This window comes from Microbacterium sp. AK031 (assembly GCF_024807145.1).
Lineage (GTDB): Bacteria > Actinomycetota > Actinomycetes > Actinomycetales > Microbacteriaceae > Microbacterium.
On record NZ_JANUCA010000002.1, the window covers coordinates 266,146 to 283,717 of the forward strand.

At 67.9% G+C, this 17,572-nt stretch carries 18 protein-coding genes; 8 read left to right on the top strand and 10 right to left on the bottom strand.

From position 1 onward, the window contains the following. Nucleotides 1–67: 67 nt before the first annotated feature. The gene (locus tag HDC95_RS06580; RefSeq protein WP_259062498.1) at nucleotides 68–1,429 is read left to right on the top strand and encodes an 8-oxoguanine deaminase; all 1,362 of its coding nucleotides are present in this window, start codon (nucleotides 68–70) and stop codon (nucleotides 1,427–1,429) included. A 60-nt stretch (nucleotides 1,430–1,489) separates the two neighbouring features. Next, nucleotides 1,490–2,467, top strand: a complete 978-nt coding sequence (gene galE, locus HDC95_RS06585; RefSeq protein WP_259062499.1) for a UDP-glucose 4-epimerase GalE — start codon at nucleotides 1,490–1,492, stop codon at nucleotides 2,465–2,467. Nucleotides 2,468–2,471: 4 nt separating this feature from the next. Here the strand turns inward: galE and HDC95_RS06590 are convergent, their stop codons facing one another. After that, nucleotides 2,472–2,699 (bottom strand): hypothetical protein, encoded by a 228-nt coding sequence (locus HDC95_RS06590; RefSeq protein WP_259062500.1) that lies wholly within the window; start codon nucleotides 2,697–2,699, stop codon nucleotides 2,472–2,474. A gap of 29 nt (nucleotides 2,700–2,728) precedes the next feature. Between HDC95_RS06590 and HDC95_RS06595 the strand changes: the two genes are divergently transcribed. Further along, nucleotides 2,729–3,172 carry a hypothetical protein gene (locus HDC95_RS06595; RefSeq protein WP_259062501.1) on the top strand — a complete coding sequence of 148 codons (444 nt, stop codon included), beginning with the start codon at nucleotides 2,729–2,731 and terminating at the stop codon, nucleotides 3,170–3,172. Here the strand turns inward: HDC95_RS06595 and HDC95_RS16890 are convergent. Continuing rightward, nucleotides 3,064–3,339 (bottom strand): hypothetical protein, encoded by a 276-nt coding sequence (locus HDC95_RS16890; protein ID WP_396652680.1) that lies wholly within the window; start codon nucleotides 3,337–3,339, stop codon nucleotides 3,064–3,066. The genes HDC95_RS06595 and HDC95_RS16890 overlap by 109 nt on opposite strands. A 198-nt stretch (nucleotides 3,340–3,537) precedes the next feature. Here HDC95_RS16890 and HDC95_RS06600 point away from each other — a divergent pair, with 198 nt between their 5' ends. After that, the gene (locus HDC95_RS06600) at nucleotides 3,538–5,004 is read left to right on the top strand and encodes a carboxylesterase/lipase family protein (protein ID WP_259062503.1); all 1,467 of its coding nucleotides are present in this window, start codon (nucleotides 3,538–3,540) and stop codon (nucleotides 5,002–5,004) included. A gap of 147 nt (nucleotides 5,005–5,151) precedes the next feature. On the opposite strand, the gene aztD is transcribed toward HDC95_RS06600, so the two are convergent. The 4 genes from aztD to aztB are packed head-to-tail and all read right to left on the bottom strand — an operon-like array spanning nucleotide 5,152 to nucleotide 9,363. Then, nucleotides 5,152–6,342 carry a zinc metallochaperone AztD gene (gene aztD, locus HDC95_RS06605; RefSeq protein ID WP_259062504.1) on the bottom strand — a complete coding sequence of 397 codons (1,191 nt, stop codon included), beginning with the start codon at nucleotides 6,340–6,342 and terminating at the stop codon, nucleotides 5,152–5,154. A 56-nt stretch (nucleotides 6,343–6,398) separates the two neighbouring features. Further along, nucleotides 6,399–7,310, bottom strand: coding sequence for a metal ABC transporter substrate-binding protein (locus HDC95_RS06610; RefSeq protein ID WP_259062505.1), 912 nt, complete (start codon nucleotides 7,308–7,310; stop codon nucleotides 6,399–6,401). Then, a complete protein-coding gene (locus HDC95_RS06615; protein WP_259062506.1) occupies nucleotides 7,307–8,509 on the bottom strand; it encodes a hypothetical protein in 1,203 nt (400 codons plus the stop codon). Before HDC95_RS06615 ends, HDC95_RS06610 begins: the two co-directional genes overlap by 4 nt. After that, nucleotides 8,506–9,363: a zinc ABC transporter permease AztB gene (gene aztB / locus HDC95_RS06620; RefSeq protein ID WP_259062507.1), complete on the bottom strand. Its 858-nt coding sequence runs from the start codon at nucleotides 9,361–9,363 to the stop codon at nucleotides 8,506–8,508. Before aztB ends, HDC95_RS06615 begins: the two co-directional genes overlap by 4 nt. Before the next feature lie 55 nt (nucleotides 9,364–9,418). Between aztB and aztA the strand changes: the two genes are divergently transcribed. After that, nucleotides 9,419–10,084, top strand: coding sequence for a zinc ABC transporter ATP-binding protein AztA (gene aztA, locus HDC95_RS06625; RefSeq protein ID WP_259062508.1), 666 nt, complete (start codon nucleotides 9,419–9,421; stop codon nucleotides 10,082–10,084). Here aztA and HDC95_RS06630 read toward each other — a convergent pair. The 4 genes from HDC95_RS06630 to HDC95_RS06645 all read right to left on the bottom strand — a co-directional run bounded on the left by HDC95_RS06630 (nucleotide 10,071) and on the right by HDC95_RS06645 (nucleotide 13,814). Beyond that, nucleotides 10,071–11,027 carry a site-specific DNA-methyltransferase gene (locus HDC95_RS06630; protein WP_259062509.1) on the bottom strand — a complete coding sequence of 319 codons (957 nt, stop codon included), beginning with the start codon at nucleotides 11,025–11,027 and terminating at the stop codon, nucleotides 10,071–10,073. The genes aztA and HDC95_RS06630 overlap by 14 nt on opposite strands. Beyond that, the gene (locus HDC95_RS06635; protein WP_259062510.1) at nucleotides 11,006–12,055 is read right to left on the bottom strand and encodes a lipoyl protein ligase domain-containing protein; all 1,050 of its coding nucleotides are present in this window, start codon (nucleotides 12,053–12,055) and stop codon (nucleotides 11,006–11,008) included. The genes HDC95_RS06630 and HDC95_RS06635 overlap by 22 nt, the downstream gene beginning before the upstream one ends. A gap of 65 nt (nucleotides 12,056–12,120) precedes the next feature. After that, on the bottom strand, nucleotides 12,121–12,981 hold the full coding sequence (locus HDC95_RS06640; RefSeq protein ID WP_259062511.1) for a lysophospholipase: 861 nt from the start codon (nucleotides 12,979–12,981) through the stop codon (nucleotides 12,121–12,123). A gap of 89 nt (nucleotides 12,982–13,070) precedes the next feature. Then, entirely contained in the window at nucleotides 13,071–13,814 is a 744-nt protein-coding gene (locus HDC95_RS06645; protein WP_259062513.1) for a copper homeostasis protein CutC, read from the bottom strand. A gap of 42 nt (nucleotides 13,815–13,856) precedes the next feature. Here HDC95_RS06645 and HDC95_RS06650 point away from each other — a divergent pair, with 42 nt between their 5' ends. From HDC95_RS06650 to HDC95_RS06660, 3 genes are read left to right on the top strand one after another with little or no spacing between them, the layout of a single operon-like run. Beyond that, on the top strand, nucleotides 13,857–14,297 hold the full coding sequence (locus tag HDC95_RS06650; RefSeq protein WP_259062514.1) for a MarR family winged helix-turn-helix transcriptional regulator: 441 nt from the start codon (nucleotides 13,857–13,859) through the stop codon (nucleotides 14,295–14,297). Nucleotides 14,298–14,302: 5 nt separating this feature from the next. Further along, on the top strand, nucleotides 14,303–15,628 hold the full coding sequence (locus HDC95_RS06655; protein WP_259062515.1) for an MFS transporter: 1,326 nt from the start codon (nucleotides 14,303–14,305) through the stop codon (nucleotides 15,626–15,628). 38 nt (nucleotides 15,629–15,666) lie between these two features. Beyond that, nucleotides 15,667–17,571, top strand: a complete 1,905-nt coding sequence (locus tag HDC95_RS06660; RefSeq protein WP_259062516.1) for a BCCT family transporter — start codon at nucleotides 15,667–15,669, stop codon at nucleotides 17,569–17,571. Nucleotide 17,572: the final 1 nt, after the last annotated feature.

The window sequence follows — 17,572 nt, forward strand, 5'->3', positions numbered from 1 at the left end:
GACGCCGAGAAACCTGAGCTGGCGGCCCGAGCCCCAGCCCTGTGTCGCCAGAGGAAAGGCGACACCCATGACGAGAATCTGGCTCCGCGATCCGCTCGCGATCCATCTGGGAACGGATGCCGAACCCGAAGCCGCCGCGCGCGGCATGGTCGTGGACACGAAGCTCGGCACGATCGTCGAACTCATCGGCCGCGACGACGTCCCGGTGGTCGACGAGGTGTTCGACGCGAGCGCGCATGTGATCACGCCCGGCCTGATCAACACGCACCATCACTTCTACCAGACCCTCACCAGGGCATGGGCGCCGGTGGCGGACCTTCCCCTGTTCGGCTGGCTCGTGAACCTCTACCCGGTGTGGGCGCGGCTCACCCCTCGCGCGTTGGAGCTGGCCACGACCGTGGCGATGGCGGAACTGCTGCAGTCCGGCTGCACGACGGCCGCCGATCATCACTACCTCTTCCCGACCGGCATGGACGACGCGATCGACATCCAGGTCGACGTCACCCGCCGGCTGGGCATGCGCGCGATGCTGACCCGCGGCTCGATGTCGCTCGGAGAGGACGACGGCGGCTTGCCGCCGCGGCACAGCGTGCAGGATCCCGACGTGATCCTCGCGGATTCAGAGCGGCTGGTGAGTCGCTATCACGAGCGCGGCGACGGCGCGAAGGTGCAGATCGGTCTCGCTCCCTGTTCACCGTTCTCGGTGACGACGTCGCTGATGGCGGATTCGGCGACGCTCGCGGAACGGCTCGATGTGCGATTGCACACGCATCTCGCTGAGACTCTCGACGAGGAACGGTTCTGCCTGGAGCGCTTCGGCATGCGCACCGTCGAGTACCTCGAGTCGGTCGGATGGCTGTCGAACCGCACGTGGCTGGCACACGGAGTGCACTTCAACGATGACGAGATCGCGGCGCTCGGCACGGTGGGCACTGCCGTGGCGCACTGTCCCACCTCCAACATGCGCCTGGCCAGCGGCATCGCCCGCGCGGTCGAGTTGGAGGATGCCGGTGTGCCGGTCGGACTCGGCGTGGACGGCTCCGCGTCCAACGACGCCTCCAATATGATCCGCGAAGTGCGCCAGGCGCTGTACCTTCAGCGACTGCGTTACGGCACCGAGCAGGTCACGAGCGCCCGCGTGCTGGAATGGGCGACCGCCGGATCCGCTGCCGCCCTCGGCCGCACCGACATCGGCCGGATCGCACCGGGGATGCAGGCCGACCTCGCCATGTTCCGGTTGGACGGCCTCGCGTTCTCCGGTTCCCACGATCCGATCGCCGCTCTTGTGCTGTGCGGTGCCGAGCGCGCCGACCGCGTCATGGTGGGCGGCGAGTGGCGCGTGCGAGACGGGCAGGTCGTCGGCCTCGACATAGACGCGCTCATCGCCGAGCATCAGCAGGCCGCCCGCGCCCTCGTCTCCGCAGCTTGACGCCCGTTCAGCAGACGCTGTCGGGCCTGAAAGAATGGAAGCTTCGAGGAGAGGAAGTCCATGTCCTGGATCGTCACCGGCGGAGCCGGCTACATCGGAGCGCACGTCGTGCGTGCACTCGCGGATGCCGGGCTCGCCCCGGTCGTGCTGGATGACCTGTCCAGCGGAGTCGCGTCATTCGTTCCGAAGGGCGTGCCGCTCGTGCAGGGCAGCATCCTCGACCGGGAGCTGGTCGAGAAGGCGCTTCGCGATCACCAGGCCGAGGGCGTGATCCATGTCGCAGGCTTCAAGTACGCGGGCGTCTCGGTGCAGCGACCGCTGCACACCTACGCGCAGAACGTCGAGGGCACGCGCGTGATCCTCGAGGCGATGGAGACAGTCGGCGTCAGCAACATCGTCTTCTCCTCCTCCGCCGCCGTCTTCGGAACCCCCGATGTCGCGCTCGTCGTCGAGGACACCGCCAAGAGGCCCGCGAGTCCCTACGGCGAGTCCAAACTGATCGGCGAGTGGATGCTGCGCGATCAGGCGATCGCGACGGCTGAGTCCGAGCATCCGCTGCGTCACACCTCGCTGCGCTACTTCAACGTCGTCGGCTCCGCCGATGAGACCGTCTACGACGTGAGCCCGCACAACCTCTTCCCGATCGTCTTCGAGGCACTGCTCGCCGGCAAGACACCCCGGATCAACGGCGACGACTACGCCACGGAAGACGGCACGAACGTGCGCGACTACGTGCACGTCGGCGACATCGCAGCCGCACACGTGGCTGCGGCGAAGCGCCTCGCGGCCGGCGAGAGCATCGAGCCTGCGTACAACCTCGGCTCCGGCGACGGCCTGAGCGTCAAGCAGATCATGGACGCCGTCGTCCGCGTCACCGGCATCGACTTCACCCCGGAGATCGGGCCGCGCCGTGCCGGCGACCCCGACCGCATCGTGGCGACCGGCGAGCTCGCCGCCCGCGACCTGGAATGGAAGATGCGCTACTCCGTCGACGAGATGGTGCGCACGGGCTGGGAGGCGCGGCGCGCCGCGCAGTAGTCCGTCAAGGTGCTGCGACGAGATCCCGCACCCGGATCGGGTGCAGGAAGAAGCACACCCACGCCAGCGCGGTGAAGGCCATCGGTACGACGGCGAGCATGATCCGGATGCCGCCATCCACAGCATCCGGCTGCGCATCGCCGAGTGAGGCGTCGAAGCCGCTCGCATTCAGCACCCACGCGGCGACGATCGCCTGCAGCACCACGGATCCGCGCGCGACGAATCCGTTCACCCCGTTGCACCACCTTGCTCCACAGGAAGATGGCCGGGATCGCGGCGAGGATCACGGCGATCGCGGTCTGCACGAGCAGCGACCCGAGCACGTACGGCACGAACGCGCGGTTGGCGAATGTGTCGCGCAGCTGCGCCGTCCACCGCATCTGCGTTCCGCCGACCACGCGCTCACCTCGCCGCTCCAGCACTCCGCCGGCGAACAACCAGACGAACAGCACGAGACACACGAAGCCCAGCGCGAGCGCCATTCCCGGCCAGCCGATGCTGTCATGCAGTAGCGGGGCACCCGCAGTGCCGAGGATCGGGCAGGTCTGCCAGACTGACGTCGTTCTCGATGTGCACGGGGCAATCGACGTGAGCGATCAGCGCGGCGATGCCGGCCGCTCGATCGTCGACGTGTCCAAGGGGAGCATCGCACTGAGCGCGCACGGCACCGTCGGATCGACCAGGCTGACGTGCATCGCGGTGTGATCGACGTGCACTGCTGCCGCGAAGCCGAGTCCAGGATGAAGGGAGACCCGGGTCGCCGCCGGACGGCGCGTCGCCCGGTCCACCCCAGCGGATGCTACGGCGTCCCCAGCTTCGAGCATCCGAATGACCTGAGTGACGGCTGTCCGCGACAACCCGGTCTCACCCATCAACTCTGCTCGAGTCAGGGGGCCACGTCGTGCCAGTGCCTCCAGGATTGCACTCGCGTTGAGTGTTCGCAGCAGGGTCAGCGGCCCCGCCAGAGGCTTTGTCACGACGTTTCCTCGTGCATTGTTGGGAGCAAGTATCACACGAAGTGTTCCAAAGTGCGACACTTTTCGTGGCACTGGTGCCGATACTCTCTAGTCGTGACCGAATCGCCCGTGGTGCGCACCACTTCCGGACCTGTACGCGGATTCTGGCGGGATCACGGGACGCCCGCAGCATCCGCGGCTTTCCTCGGCATCCCGTTCGCAGAACCGCCCGTCGGCCCCCTCCGCTACGCGGCACCGGTTCCGCCGAAGCCGTGGACCGATGTGCGCGGGGCCACCGAGTACGGTGCCACGGCGCTGCGCACGACGGGCTCCGACACTCTCATCCCCGAACCCGCAATCCCCGGTGACGGCACGCTGAACGTGAACGTCTTCACGCCGTCGCCGGACGCATCGCTGCCGGTGCTGGTCTGGATACACGGCGGCGGCTACACCGAGGGGTCACCGGCCAGCCCTTGGTACGACGGCAGCCGCTTCAACCGCGACGGGGTCGTGACGGTGTCGATCTCGTACCGCCTGGGCTTCGACGGGTTCGGATTCATCGAGGGCGCACCGCACAACCGCGGAGTGCTCGACTGGATCGCCGCCCTCGAATGGGTGCAGCACAACATCGCGGCGTTCGGCGGCGACCCGAATCGGGTGACCATCGGTGGGCAGTCCGCCGGGGGCGGCGCCGTGCTGACGCTTCTGGGTATCCCGTCAGCGCAGCAGCTGTTCCACCGGGCGATCTCGATCTCGGGCGCTCTCGCCGATGTGCCCCTCGACGAGGCGCGCGAGCGTTCGACGCGACTGGCCGCACTCGCGGGCGTCCCTGCCGATGTCGACGGCTTCCGATCCGTCGACGAAGCCGCTCTGCACTCTCTCCAGAGCAAGTCAGCGAGCGCGAAGCGCGGACTCGCCGCACTGACCGATCGGCTGGCGAACGGCCTGGCGTGGGGTCCCATGATCGACGGAGACCTCATCGCGCAATCGACCGTGGATGCGCTGCGCGCCGGAATCGGCAAGGACAAGCCGCTGCTGCTGGGCGCTGCCGACGACGAGTTCACGATGGTCGCCGAGCGTGAGGAAGCTGCGCTGCGCCTGGTCCCGCCGGCACTGCTGCTGCGTCCCTTCATCAGGAATCGCGACACGCGCCGCGCGTACCTCGAGTCGAACGAATCGCAGCGAGCGCTCGGCACCGCCGCGATGGTCGGGCGCTACATCAGCGACCATATCTTCCGCATCGTCGTCCCCCGCGTCGCGGAGGCCCGGCTGCGTGCGGATGCCTCGACCTGGGCCTACCGATTCAGCTGGGTCTCACCCACGAAAGGCTGGGCGTGCCACTGCCTCGACGTGCCGTTCTGGTTCGACGGACTGGACAGGGCGCGCGTGGACGCTCTTGCCGGCGCTCATCCACCACAGTCGCTAGCGGAGGAGATGCACGGGGCCGCCGTCCGGTTCGTCGCGGAAGGTGATCCTGGGTGGCCCGCCTGGTCGACCGCGCCCGGTCTCTCGCGCATCTTCGGCGGCACGGGTCCGGACGTCGCCGAGGACGCCTACGACAGCACCCTCGCGCTGGTCTGAGCGCCCGGCTAACGCGCGTCGCCGGAAGAGTTTGCCGGGTTCGGATTGCGCCGAACCCGGGAAACCCTTCCGGCATCCAACCGCGGGCCGCGGAAGGCACGCGTTGCGCCCCGAAAGCGACGTCTCGAAGCGCAACGCAGGCGCGCGTTAGCCGACGACGGCGATCTCGTTGGGCGTCTCCGGAAGCTCCGCAGTGGTGATGATCTCACCCGTGGCGGCATCCAACGCGACGATCGTGCTGTTCGCGGCATCCGTCACGTAGACGACGTCACCGAAGGCGGCGATCGCCGGGTGCGGCTGCTGCCACTCGCTCGGACCCTCCCACGCGTCGATCGCGTCGTGGGATGCCGTGATGGCACCGGTCGCCGGGTCGATGACGTGCACCTTGCCGTCGGATCCGATGAGCACGGCGTCGCCGCTGTCGACGCGGGTCACGCCGCGGAAGGTGTAGCTGATGCCATCGGGCAGCTCGACCTTCTCGAGGGTATTCGCCTCGGTGTCGACGAGCGCGATGTCGGTCAGGAGGTAGCCCTCCATGTCGGGGTCGTCTTTGTAGTCCATCACGACGAGGGGGCTGTTCTCGGAGACGTACGCGTTCCCGATGCGACCGTACTGGTCGGGCGAGGTGAGCTTGGTGATCTCGCCATCGTCGAAGACGAGTGCGCCGTTCTCGCATCCGAAGACGACGACCTCGCCCTTCGCGGTGCCCTCACCGTGCACGCCAGGGCACTCGGCGCTGGTCGCGATCTCTGCACCGTCGGCGTCCACGGCCCGGATGCCCGAGCGCCCGGTCGCATCGCCGACAGTGGTGACGAAGGTCCCGTCCTCCAGGACCACCGAGACGCCATGGTGCGCGTCCACGCCTTCGATGACCTGCGCGTCGGGCAGGGCGCCGTCCACATCGGCGAGCGAGTCGGTGTCGAAGATGGTGGTGTCGCTGGTCGCATCGTCGTAGAGTACGGTCTTGCCTCCGTGTCGCACGACGTGTCCGGCGGCGGCGGCCTCGACGACCAGATCGGTGAGCTCGGGCTCGTGCACGTCGAGCAGCTGGAAGCCCTCCGACGTCGTCACGAATGCGTGTCGTCCGTCACCGGCGGCGTTGAGCCTGACGAAGTCCTCGGTCGGCAGGTCGTCGACGACCTCGAGCGTCTCACCGTCGACGATGAGGACACCACCCGCGTAGGCGACCGCCACGCGGGTGCCGTCTGCCGCGGCGTCCGAGCTGGTCGCGGAGGATTCCGGCGCCTCCGCAGCCGGCCCCGCGCTGCATCCCGCCAGCAGCAGCGCGGCGACTCCGGCGCCGGCCGCGAATCGTGCGGTTCTTGTGAGCTGTGTCATGGTTTTCCTTTCGTGTCGCCCTCTCGGGCGGGGGTCGTCGCCCTCTCGGGCGGGGGTCATGGGCTGAGGCCCGCTGTGATGCGCTCGGTGTTGACCCGCATCATGTCGAGATAGGTGTCCCCGGGTTCTCCGGGCTGCGCGAGAGACTCGGTGATGAGCTCGACGACGTCGACTTCGCGGTCCGCCTCCTCGGCGAGCACCTGCACGAGTCGATCGGGTTGCGACGACTCGGCGAAGATCGTGCGGACCCCGGCGGTGTCGATCGCGTCGACAAGCTCCTGGAGATCAGCGGGGCTCGGGGCGGCGAGAGTCGTGCCACCCGGGATCGCTGCGCCCAGCAGCGTCACCTCGTACCGTTGGGCGAGATAACCGAAGACGTGGTGATTGGTGACGAGCGCTCTGTGCTCCGCCGGGATCTTCGACAGCGCGCTCGTCATCTGCTCATCGAGCGCGACCAGCTTCTCGCGGTAGGCCGCAGCCGCGTCCAGCACTTCGTCGCCTCCGTCACCGGCGAGTTCGGCCAGCGTCGGCGCGATCTCATCGACGACGATGATCATCTGCGACGGATCGGTCCAGAAGTGCGGGTCAGGACCGGCGCCCTCCGCGTACTCGAGCACCTCGACGTGATCGCCGGCTTCCACGACGGGCACACCGTCGGCGGCGGCAGCTTCGACATGCTGGGCGAGCCCCTCTTCGAGCCCGAGTCCGTTCGCCACGATCACCTCGGCGCCACGCAGACCTGCGGCCTGCTGTGCGGAGAGCTCGAAGGAGTGCGGATCGGCTCCCGGAGCCATCAGCGTCACGACATCGAGCTGGTCTCCGGCGAGCTCGGAGACGACGTCGCCGAGGATGTTCGTCGTGACGTACACGCTAGGGCGGTCATCGGCGGCGGGCGTGCACCCCGTGATCACGCCGGCGGCGACGGTCGCGGTGAGCAGGGCCGCCGCTGCGCGGCTGAGCCGGCTCATCGGCCGGTCCCCGCGAGATGCAGCGGCGCGGCCGTCGCCTGGAATGTGCGGGCGATGCGGGCACCGTCAGCGGGGTCGATCTCCCACATCGCGTTCTCGGCCGGACCGTTCAGGTACGCCCGGTTCTTGTCGACGACGAAAGTCACGTCAGCGACGAGCTCGGGGTCCGCGACGGATGCGGCGACAAGCGGCTCGGTCCGCGCGACGATCTCGCCGCCGGCGAGCACGAGCACCGATCCGGTCGCGGTGAGCGCCAGCATCCGGTCGGCGTCGTCACCGACTGCGGCGACCCGCACGATCTCCTCTCCGACATCCTGGAACACCCAGCTCCGATCGCGGGTGTCGAGCAGCCAGACTCCGCCGCTTCCGGCGAGTGCCGCCACGCTCGGGCGGCCCTCGCGGCCGGCGAAGTCGGTCGCCGCCGGCGCGGCATCCGCGGGGTATGCGATGCGCTCCCACTCCGAGGGGTCGCCGCCGACAGAGAGCGCCGCCTCGTCCGCACAGCCGATGACGACCCCGACGATTGTGGTGATCGTTCCCGCTGCGTTCGCGCACGGAACGGACTCACTCGCGGTGCCGTCGGCGTCCACGATGCGCAGCGTCTGCGCGGTGCCGTCGGCATCCGGCTGGGTGATGACCGCACCCGTGGCCAGTGGGACGACCAGACCCGCGTGCGTTTCGACCGGGACGCGGAAGTTCTCGACGACCTCGCCGTCGGCCAGTGCAGGCGTGTCGATCAGCACTGCTTCGTCGTCGAACAGGATGCCGGTGCCGGTCTCTCCGGCGACCACTGTCGCGAGGCCGCTCCCCTCGATGTCGCCGATCACTCGAGATGGTGCCTCGTAGTAGTGGAAGTGGTCGATGTGACTCCAGGTCCACACGCCGCTGTCGATGACCGTCACGGATCCGTCCCGACTGCCGAACAGGTACCGGCCGTCGCTCACCAGGTCGTCTATCGGGTCGATCTCCGTCAGCACTTCGGACTCCTCGTCGAGAAGATCGAGGTGATGCACACCACCCTCCCCGTCCACGGTGGTCAGATGCAGGGCGGGCTCGGAGAGCTCGTGCGCGCCGGCGATCTCGCCGTGCCCGTCACCGACGGATTCATCGGCCGGAGTGGTGGATGTCGCGGGGGTCGCGGCGCATCCGGCCAGAGCGAGCAGCAGGATGCCGGAGGCGGCGGCAAGACGGGTTCTCATGAAGTCCTTTCGACGAGGGCGCGCCGGCGCCCCGAGCTGAGTGCGGAGAGGAGGGCGTGAACTGCAGCGGAAATCGCCGCCGAGCCGATCGCGACGAAGGCGATCGTGGCGCCGGCGGCGGTTCCCGCGTGCCAGGAGATGAGCAGGCCGATGGCGACTGACGCGGTGCCGATGAGCGCCGCGAGGATCATGGTCGACGGGATGCGCCGGGCCCAGCGACCTGCGGCGACGGCCGGTCCCAGCAGCATGCCGACGACGAGGAGCGAGCCGACGGCTTGATACGCCGCGACGACCGCGAGCGTGATGAGACCGACGAGCAGGACGTGCGCGACCTGCGGCCGCAGCCCCAGCAGCTGCGCCTGCCTCTGATCGACGGTGACCGCGACGAATGAGCGGTGTCCTAGGACGGCGACGACGATCGTGACGACGGCGACGACCGCGAGGAGGAGCACGTCTTCGGGCGCCGCTGCGAGGATGTCGCCGAACAGGATCGCCGTGGCATCCGTCGCGAAACTGCGTGACGCGGAGATCACGATCACGCCGAGCGCGAGGCTGGCAACGAAGAGCAGTCCGATGCTCGTGTCGGCGGAGAGGCGCCCGCGACGCTGGAGCACGCCGATGCCGAAGGACATGCCGGCCGCGCTCACTGCCGCGCCGAGAACCGGAGGGATTCCGAGCAGCGTCGCGACAGCGATCCCGGGGAGCATTCCGTGCGCCATGGCCTCGCCGAGGAACGCCATTCCGCGCAGCACGACCCAGGTGCCGACGACGCCGCAGATGACCGCGACGAGGGCACCGGTCAGCAGCGCACGCTGGACGAAGACGACGGTGAAGGGATCGAGCAAGGAGGACACAGAGAGCGACTGTAGCAGTTATTGAGAACGATTTTCATTTGCAATAATGGGAGGCGTGTCTTCCCCGTCTCTGCTTCTCCCGACCACCCGCGTGCTCTCGCTGAGCGACATCGCCGTCGATCTCGACGGCCACCCCGCACTGCGCGGCGTCGACGCGGAAGCGCATGCCGGTCGGCTGCTCGCCGTCACAGGAGCAAACGGATCGGGCAAGTCGACGCTGCTCGCGGTGGCGGCCGGGCTCCTGACCCCGCATCGCGGGACCGTGGATCTGCGCGCCGGCATCCGCACCGCACTGGTGCCGCAGTCCACGCCCCTGGCCGCGCACCTGCCGCTGAGCGTCACCGATATCGTCACGATGGGCACGTGGGGGCGGCTCGGCGCCTGGCGCCCGGCACGCAGGGCGGATCGAGAGCTCGTGCGAGGCGCAATGGCCACCGTCGGACTCTCAGAGCTCTCCCGGCGGCCGATCGGCACGCTCTCGGGCGGGCAGCGACAACGCGCGCTCCTGGCGCAGGCGCTCGTGCAGCGCGCCGATCTGGTGCTGCTCGACGAGCCGATGGCCGGGCTCGATGCGCGTTCCAGGGCGATCATCGCGGCGACGATCGATCAGCTCACCGCGACCGGGTCCGCAGTCATCGCCGTCACGCACGACATCGCGGAGTTCACCGCCGTCGACGACGTGCTGGAGCTTCAGAATGGACGGGCGCTCAGGCGGTCGTGACTTCGGCGTGCGGCATCCGCTGCGTCATGACGCGCACGGCCTCGGGGTTGTCGTCGACGAGCACCGCGTCGCGGCCGAGAGCGGATGCGACCGCCCCCGTCGTGCCGCTGCCTGCGAAGAGGTCGAGCACCCGATCCCCTGGCCGGCTGGATGCCTGCACGATGCGGCGGATGACACCCTCGGGCTTCTGGGTCGGGTAACCGGTCTTCTCCCGGCCTGTGGTCGGCACGATCGTGTGCCACCAGACGTCGGTGGGCAGCTTGCCCCGCGCCGCCTTCTCGGCGGTGACCAGCCCCGGCGCCATGTACGGCTCACGATCGATGTCGTCGGAGTTGAAGACGTGCCGTCCCGGCGTCTTGACGTAGACGAGGATCGTGTCGTGCTTGGTCGGCCAGCGCCTTCGGGATTTGGCACCGTAGTCGTACGCCCAGATGAGCTCGTTGAGGAAGCAGTCACGGCCGAAGACGGCATCGAGCATCACCTTGGCGTAGTGCGCCTCGCGGTAGTCGAGATGAAGGTAGAGCGTGCCGTCGTCGGCGAGCAGGCGCCACGCCTCCTCGAGCCTGGGCATCAGGAAGTCGCCGTAGTCGTCGAAGCTGTCGTCGTACGTGCGCAGCATGCCGCGGACACGCTCGTACTGGTGCCCGTGGAAGCCGTGGCGGATCTCCTTCGGTGCGGATTCCGGTTCATAACTCCGCAGAGCCTCACCCGATTCACCGGTTTCGGCGACCGACTCGACCAATTCGGTCGGTTCTTGAGGAGTTGTGAACGCGCGACGGGCGGTCACCACCTGGCGGTTCTGCGCGCGGCCCGTGTTGAACGGCGGGTCGAGGTAGACGAGCGTGAAGGATGCCGACGGCAGCGTCTGGGCGACGACGAGGTTGTCGCCCAGAACGATCGAGACAGACCCGCGGTCAGGACTCACGGCACACGGTGCAGCCACGCGTCGGTCGCGAACTTGGATTCCACGAGCGCCTCCGCATCGGCGTACTCGTCGGCGGTGATCGCGCCGTCCTCCGCGTCTGTCAGGGAGCGGAAGGTCGCCTTGAAGCTCTCGATGATCTCGGCGCGGCTGAGGCCGGTCTGCGTGCGGAGCGGATCGACGCGCTTCGCGGCGGAGGTCGTGCCCTTGTCGCTGAGCTTCTCACGCCCGATGCGCAGTACTTCGGTCATCACCTGACCGTCGATGTCGTACGAGATGGTCGCGTGGTGCAGCACGCCGCCGTTCGCGAGGCGCTTCTGCGCCGCCCCGCCGATCTTGCCGGTGGGGCTCGCGATGTCGTTGAGCGGCTGGTAGGTCGCATCGATCCCCACAGACTTCAGTGCCTGGAGCACCCAGTCGTCGAGAAACGCGTACGAATCGGCGAATGTCAGGCCCTGCACGAGGGATGCCGGGACGTACAGCGAGTAGGTGATGATCTGCCCCGCGGCCATGAGCATCGCCCCGCCGCCGGAGATGCGTCGGACGACGTCGAATCCGTGTCTGGCCGCGCCGTCTGGGTCGACCTCGTTGCGGTACGACTGGAACGACCCGATCACGACGGCGGATTCGTCCCATTCCCAGATCCGCAGGGTGGGGCGACGACGCCCCTCGCCGACGCGAGAGGTGAGCACCTCGTCGAGAGCAAGGTTCATGCGTGGCGAGACCGCCTTCTCATGCACGATCTCCCAGTCGAAATCGCGCCAGCCCGGAGCCGTGACGAGCGCGCGACGCACGGCAGTGCCGACGGATTCCGGGTTGAAGCCGAGCAGCTGTGCCCCCACGGGCAGTGCTTCGCGAACCGCTGCGGCAATGGCGGTGGCATCCACCTCGGCGGGCAGTCCATTGACTGCGGCGTTGATGTCTTCCAGCGCACTGTCGGGTTCGAGGAAGAAGTCTCCCGCAAGACGGAAATCGGTCAGTCGGCCGTCCTCGACCTCGAGATCGACGACGACGAGCTTTCCACCGGGGACTTTGTACTCACCATGCACGTCTACAGCTTAAGCCGCCCGCCCTTCGACGGGCTCAGGGATCGCCAACCATGTGCTGTGCCGGCTCATTCCCGCACGGGAATGTGCTTGTCGAGCCAGGCGAGGAGGTCGGCGCGGACCTCATCCTGTTGCAGTTCATTGAAGAGCTCGTGCCGCGCATCCGGATACACCAGCGTCGTGACGTCGGTGAGGCCGGAGCGACTGCGGTACTCGTCGGCGAGCTTGTGCACGCTGTGCGGGCCGCCGACCGGATCGTCGCGACCGACCAGCAGCAGCATGGGGATATCGCGGCCGAGATTCTTCGCCGGGCGCCCGTAGAGCTTGAGCGCCTCGACGGGGCCGAACAGCTTCAGCAGGGGCACGTTCGTCGTGAGCGGATCGTCGTCGAATGCCTTCCCCACGGCCGGATCGCGACTGAGCCATTCGTACCCGGTCGCGTCCGCCGCCTCCCAGCGCGCGTTCAACGGCGCGGGGTTCATATTACGAGGGGTGCGCAGTGCCGAGCCCGAGAGGATGACGGCATCCCACGCCTCGGGGTGGTCGTTGACGAGCATCTGCGCCAGGAACGATCCCCAGGAGTGTCCGAGCAGAACGAGCGGAAGGTCGGGATGCTCAGCGCGAACGATGCCGGTGAGCTGCCAGATCGCCTCTTTCGCCGCGCGCAGTCCGCCTTTGCCGAGCTTTCCGAGTTTCCCCGGTTGCCCTTCGTGCTGGCGGATGCCGGTGCGTCCGTGTCCGCGATGATCGTCGGCGTACACGATGAACCCGTCGGCGGTCAGCGCGTCGACAAGGGCTCCGTAGCGCCCCGCGTGCTCGCCGACGCCGTGCAGCAACTGCACAACGCCGCGCGGCACCCCCGTCACCTGATGGACGTCGTAGACGATCGCGACGCCGTGCTCGTCGATGAACTCCGAAGTCTGGGGCATGCGTCGAGTCTACGGATCGGGCCCCATCGGCGTCAGCGGGTGTCGGATCGACGTCACGATCGCCGACTGGGAAGAGGCCGGTCGCGCTCTCAGATGCCGAGCGCCTGCCGCACGGCCAACGCCGCGACGCGGTCGGTGACCTCGTAGCCGCCTACACCGTCTGATGCGGAGCCCATCCGCACGCCGGTCCCGTCGGCGGCCACCGCACGCTTCGCGGAGAAGTGCAGCGCATCGACACCGGTGGCTGCCAGCTCCGCGGCCGCGGACGCCACCACGCCGCTACCCGCCATGATCTCGATGCGTCCGCCCGCTGCCGTCACCAGGGCACGCAGGGTGTCCGCGCCCGCCATCGCGGTCGATGCGCCGCCGGAAGTCAGCACACGGCGCAGTCCGAGCTCGATCGCGCGCTCCAGCGTCGACACCGGGTCGGCGGTGACGTCGATCGCGCGGTGCAGCGTCACACAGGCGTCACCCGCGGCATCGCGCAGCCGCGCCATCGCGTCGAGATCGAGAGAGCCCGACGAATCGAGCGCGCCGATCACGACACCATCCGCGCCGCCGGCGATCGCCCGCTCGACGTCACGCACCGAGACCGCGATCTCGTCGCAGTCGTACCGGAAGCCGCCTGCACGCGGGCGGATCAGCACGTGGATCTCGGGTCCGTCCTCCCCCGCCGCCTCCCGCGCGAGCTCGAGCGTCGCCGGCGACGGAGTGAGGCCGCCGAGGGCGAGCGCCTGGGCCAGTTCGACCCTGGCCGCACCGACCTCACGCGCGACCCGCACGCCTGCGGGATCTTGGACGGCGAGTTCGAGTGCGATGGTCACGGCATCCATTCTGCCCCCATTCTCAGGAAATTTAGTTAGACTACCTAAGTAATGACCGAACCTGACGATCTTCTCCACGCCACCGCCACCGACCTTCGCCTCGCCACTTTCCGCCTCGCCAGGCGCCTGCGCCGCGAACGCGCCGTCGACAGCATCAGCGATGCACAGTTCGCCGTGCTCGCCTGCCTTCGCGGCAACGGCCGGCTGCCGGTGGGTGAACTCGCGCAGCGCGAGCGGGTGAGCGCACCGACGATGTCGAACATCGTGGATGGACTCGCCGAGAGCGGTCACGTCGTACGGGTGCCGAGCGAAGGCGACCGGCGGCGGGTCTACATCGAGATCACGGATGCCGGCATCGCCGTCGTCACCGCGACCGTGCACAAGCGCGACGCCGCACTCGCCGACGCACTCGCCGAGTTCGACTTCACCGATGAGGAGCTCCGCACCCTCCGTGAAGCCGCGGCCCTCATGCGGAAGGTGGCCGAACGATGACGGCCATGTTCCGTTCCTTCAGCTCGTTCAACTATCGGATCTGGTTCCTCGGGGCTCTCGTCTCGAACGTCGGCGGCTGGATGCAGGCGACCGCCCAGGACTGGGTCGTGCTCACCGAGTTGACCGACAACGACGCCACCGCGATGGGCTTCACGATGGCGCTGCAGTTCGGCCCGCCCCTCATCCTCGTCAGCCTCACAGGCTGGGTGGCCGACCGGTTCGACCGTCGCAAGATCCTGCTGCTCACGCAGACCGTGCTGATGGCGCTCGCGCTGGGCGTCGCGGCTCTGTTGCTGACCGGTGTCATGACCCTGCCGCTGATGTTCTGCTTCGCGCTGGCATTCGGAATCACGAACGCCTTCGATGCGCCCGCACGTCAGGCATTCGTCTCCGACATGGTGTCAGTGGGCGACGCATCGAACGCGGTGGCGTTGAACTCCGCGTCGTTCAACATGGCACGACTCATCGGGCCCGCCGTCGGAGGCTTGCTCATCGTCGCGGTCGGCACCGGATGGGTGTTCGTGATCAACGCGGCGACCTTCCTCGCCATGCTCATCGCGCTCGTGCTGATCCGCTCCCGCGAGCTGCTCCCCCGCATCAAGAACATCGGAAGGACCCGGCTCGCCGAGGGTTTCCACTATGTCTGGGGCAGGAGCGATCTCAAGGTGACCTTCATCATGGTGTTCCTGATCGGCGCGTTCGGCATGAACTTCCCGATCTACGCCTCGACCATGGCTCTGGAATTCGGGCGTGAGGCCGACGGCTACGGCGTGCTCAGTTCGGTGCTCGCGATCGGCTCCCTCATCGGAGCCCTCCTGGCGGCGCGGCGTGACAGGGCGCGCATCCGGGTGCTGGTCGTCGCCGCCGGCGGCTTCGGCATCGCGTCGATGATCTCCTCCTGGATGCCGAGCTACTGGAGTTACGCCGTCGTCCTGATCTTCGTCGGCTTCTCGACTGTGACGATGCTCACGACCGCGAACGGCTACGTGCAGACCACGACCGACCCCGCGTTGCGCGGCCGCGTTCTCGCTCTGTACATGGCCGTGGTGATGGGTTCGACGCCGATCGGTGCGCCGATCGCCGGGTGGATCACGGATGCCGCCGGTCCTCGCGCCTCGATCCTGGTCGGCGGGATCGCCGGGCTCGTCGCGATGGCGGTGGGCGTGACCTGGATGTTGGCCTCCGGGCGTCTGCACCGGCGGGAGAACACCCGATTCCGGCTCACGCTGGATGAGACCCGACCGATCTCCGTCATGCGCGCCGACCCGGTGGAATTCAGCGACGAGGTCGCGGCCGCCACGACTCCGATCCGGACAGTGCGCGCAGACTGAATCTCCCGTTTCTCCCGGCATTTGACTAGCGTGGGCTCATGAGTGAATCGGAGAACGCACAGAGTCAGAGCGATTCCGAACCGGTCGTCACCGGCACGGCGGATGCCGCCACCGCCGTGCCGCACCGCTCGCTCCCGCCGGTGCAGAGGTGGGTGTTCTGGCCCGCCTCTGTGATCATCATCCTCTTCGTCGCGTTCACCCTCATCGCGCCGGATGTCGCGGAGTCGCTCTTCAAGAGCATTCAGACCACGATCGTCAACGCCTTCAACTGGTACTACGTGCTGATCGCCGCGGTGTTCGTGGCCTTCAGCCTGTATCTCGGGTTCAGCAGATTCGGCGACATCAAACTCGGCAAAGACGACGACGAGCCGGAGTTCTCACTGCTGAGCTGGTTCTCGCTCCTCTTCGCTGCCGGCATGGGGATCGGCCTGGTCTTCTACGGGGTGAGCGAGCCCCTGACTCATTTCGTCGACCCACGTCCCGGTGTGACCGGGACGCCCGAGCAGCTCGCACAGGCTGCGCTCGGCCAGACCTACCTCCACTGGGGCGTGCACGCCTGGTCGATCTACGTCGTGATCGGCCTGGCATTGGCGTACGCCATCCACCGCCGCAACCGCCCGATCTCCATCCGCTGGACGTTGGAGCCGCTGCTCGGGAAACGAGTGGAAGGCGGCTGGGGCCACGCGATCGACATCATCGCCCTCGTCGGAACGCTCTTCGGCGTCGCGACGTCGCTCGGCCTCGGCGTCATTCAGATCAGTTCGGGCCTGGGTGCCGCCGGCATCGCAAGCCCGGATGAGGGCACCCAGGTCGTCGTGATCCTCATCATCTCCGTCTTCGTGCTGCTGTCCGTCCTGTCGGGTCTCACCAGGGGCATGAAACTGCTCTCGACAGTGAACCTCATCCTCGCCGGCGCCCTCGTGCTGTACCTCCTCGTCATGGGCCCGAGCGAATTCCTCCTCCGGGACTTCGTGCAGTCGATCGGCAACTACATCCAGAACTTCGTCAGTCTCGCCTTCAACGTCAGCGCGTTCCAGGGCACAGCGGGCGAGGAATGGCAGTCGCAGTGGACCTCGTTCTACTGGGGCTGGTGGATCTCATGGGCCCCGTTCGTCGGAATCTTCATCGCACGGGTCTCGAAGGGCCGCACGGTGCGCGAGTTCGTCGCCGGCGTCATCCTCGTGCCGACGCTGCTCGGCATCCTGTGGTTCTCGGTGCTCGGCGGATCGGCGCTCGCCCTTGAACTCCAGACACCCGGCATCCTCACGAATGAGGACGGCACCGTCGACCTGCAGGGCGCGCTGTTCCTGATGCTGGAGCACGTTCCGGGAACGCAGATCATCACGATCGGCGTCATGCTCCTCATCACGATCTTCTTCGTCACCTCCGCGGATTCGGGAGCGCTGGTGATGGGGATGATCGCGACCGGCGGGCAGCAGAACCCTAAGCGCTGGATCCGCACCTTCTTCGTGCTGGTCACGGCGGCACTCGCCATCGCGCTGCTGCTGGCAGGGGGCCTGACGGCCCTGCAGACGGCCGCCATCACCATCGCCCTGCCGTTCAGCATCGTCATGCTGCTCATCTGCTGGTCGACGGTGGTGGCGTTCACGCGGGAGCGGCGCGCATATGCGCGGGCAGAACGCGCGCAACTCATCGACAAGATCGGCGACTACTACGGCCTCGAGGTCGAGGCGCGCGATGCTCAGGGTCTGCTCGGTGCGCAGCCGCGCTGGCTGCGCCATCTCCAGCGCCGTCTCGGCCTGCCTGTCGCGCCGACGACACCGACCCGCATCTCCGCGGAGCTGCTCAGCGCAGAGAACCGAACGGATGCCGGACCGGCGACGCTCGACATCGACACCCTGGTGTCGACAGACGAGTTCTCGGCGCACGATGACCCGGACGTGCCGTCGCACGGTGAGGACGAGGAGCCGTCGGTGCGTTGAG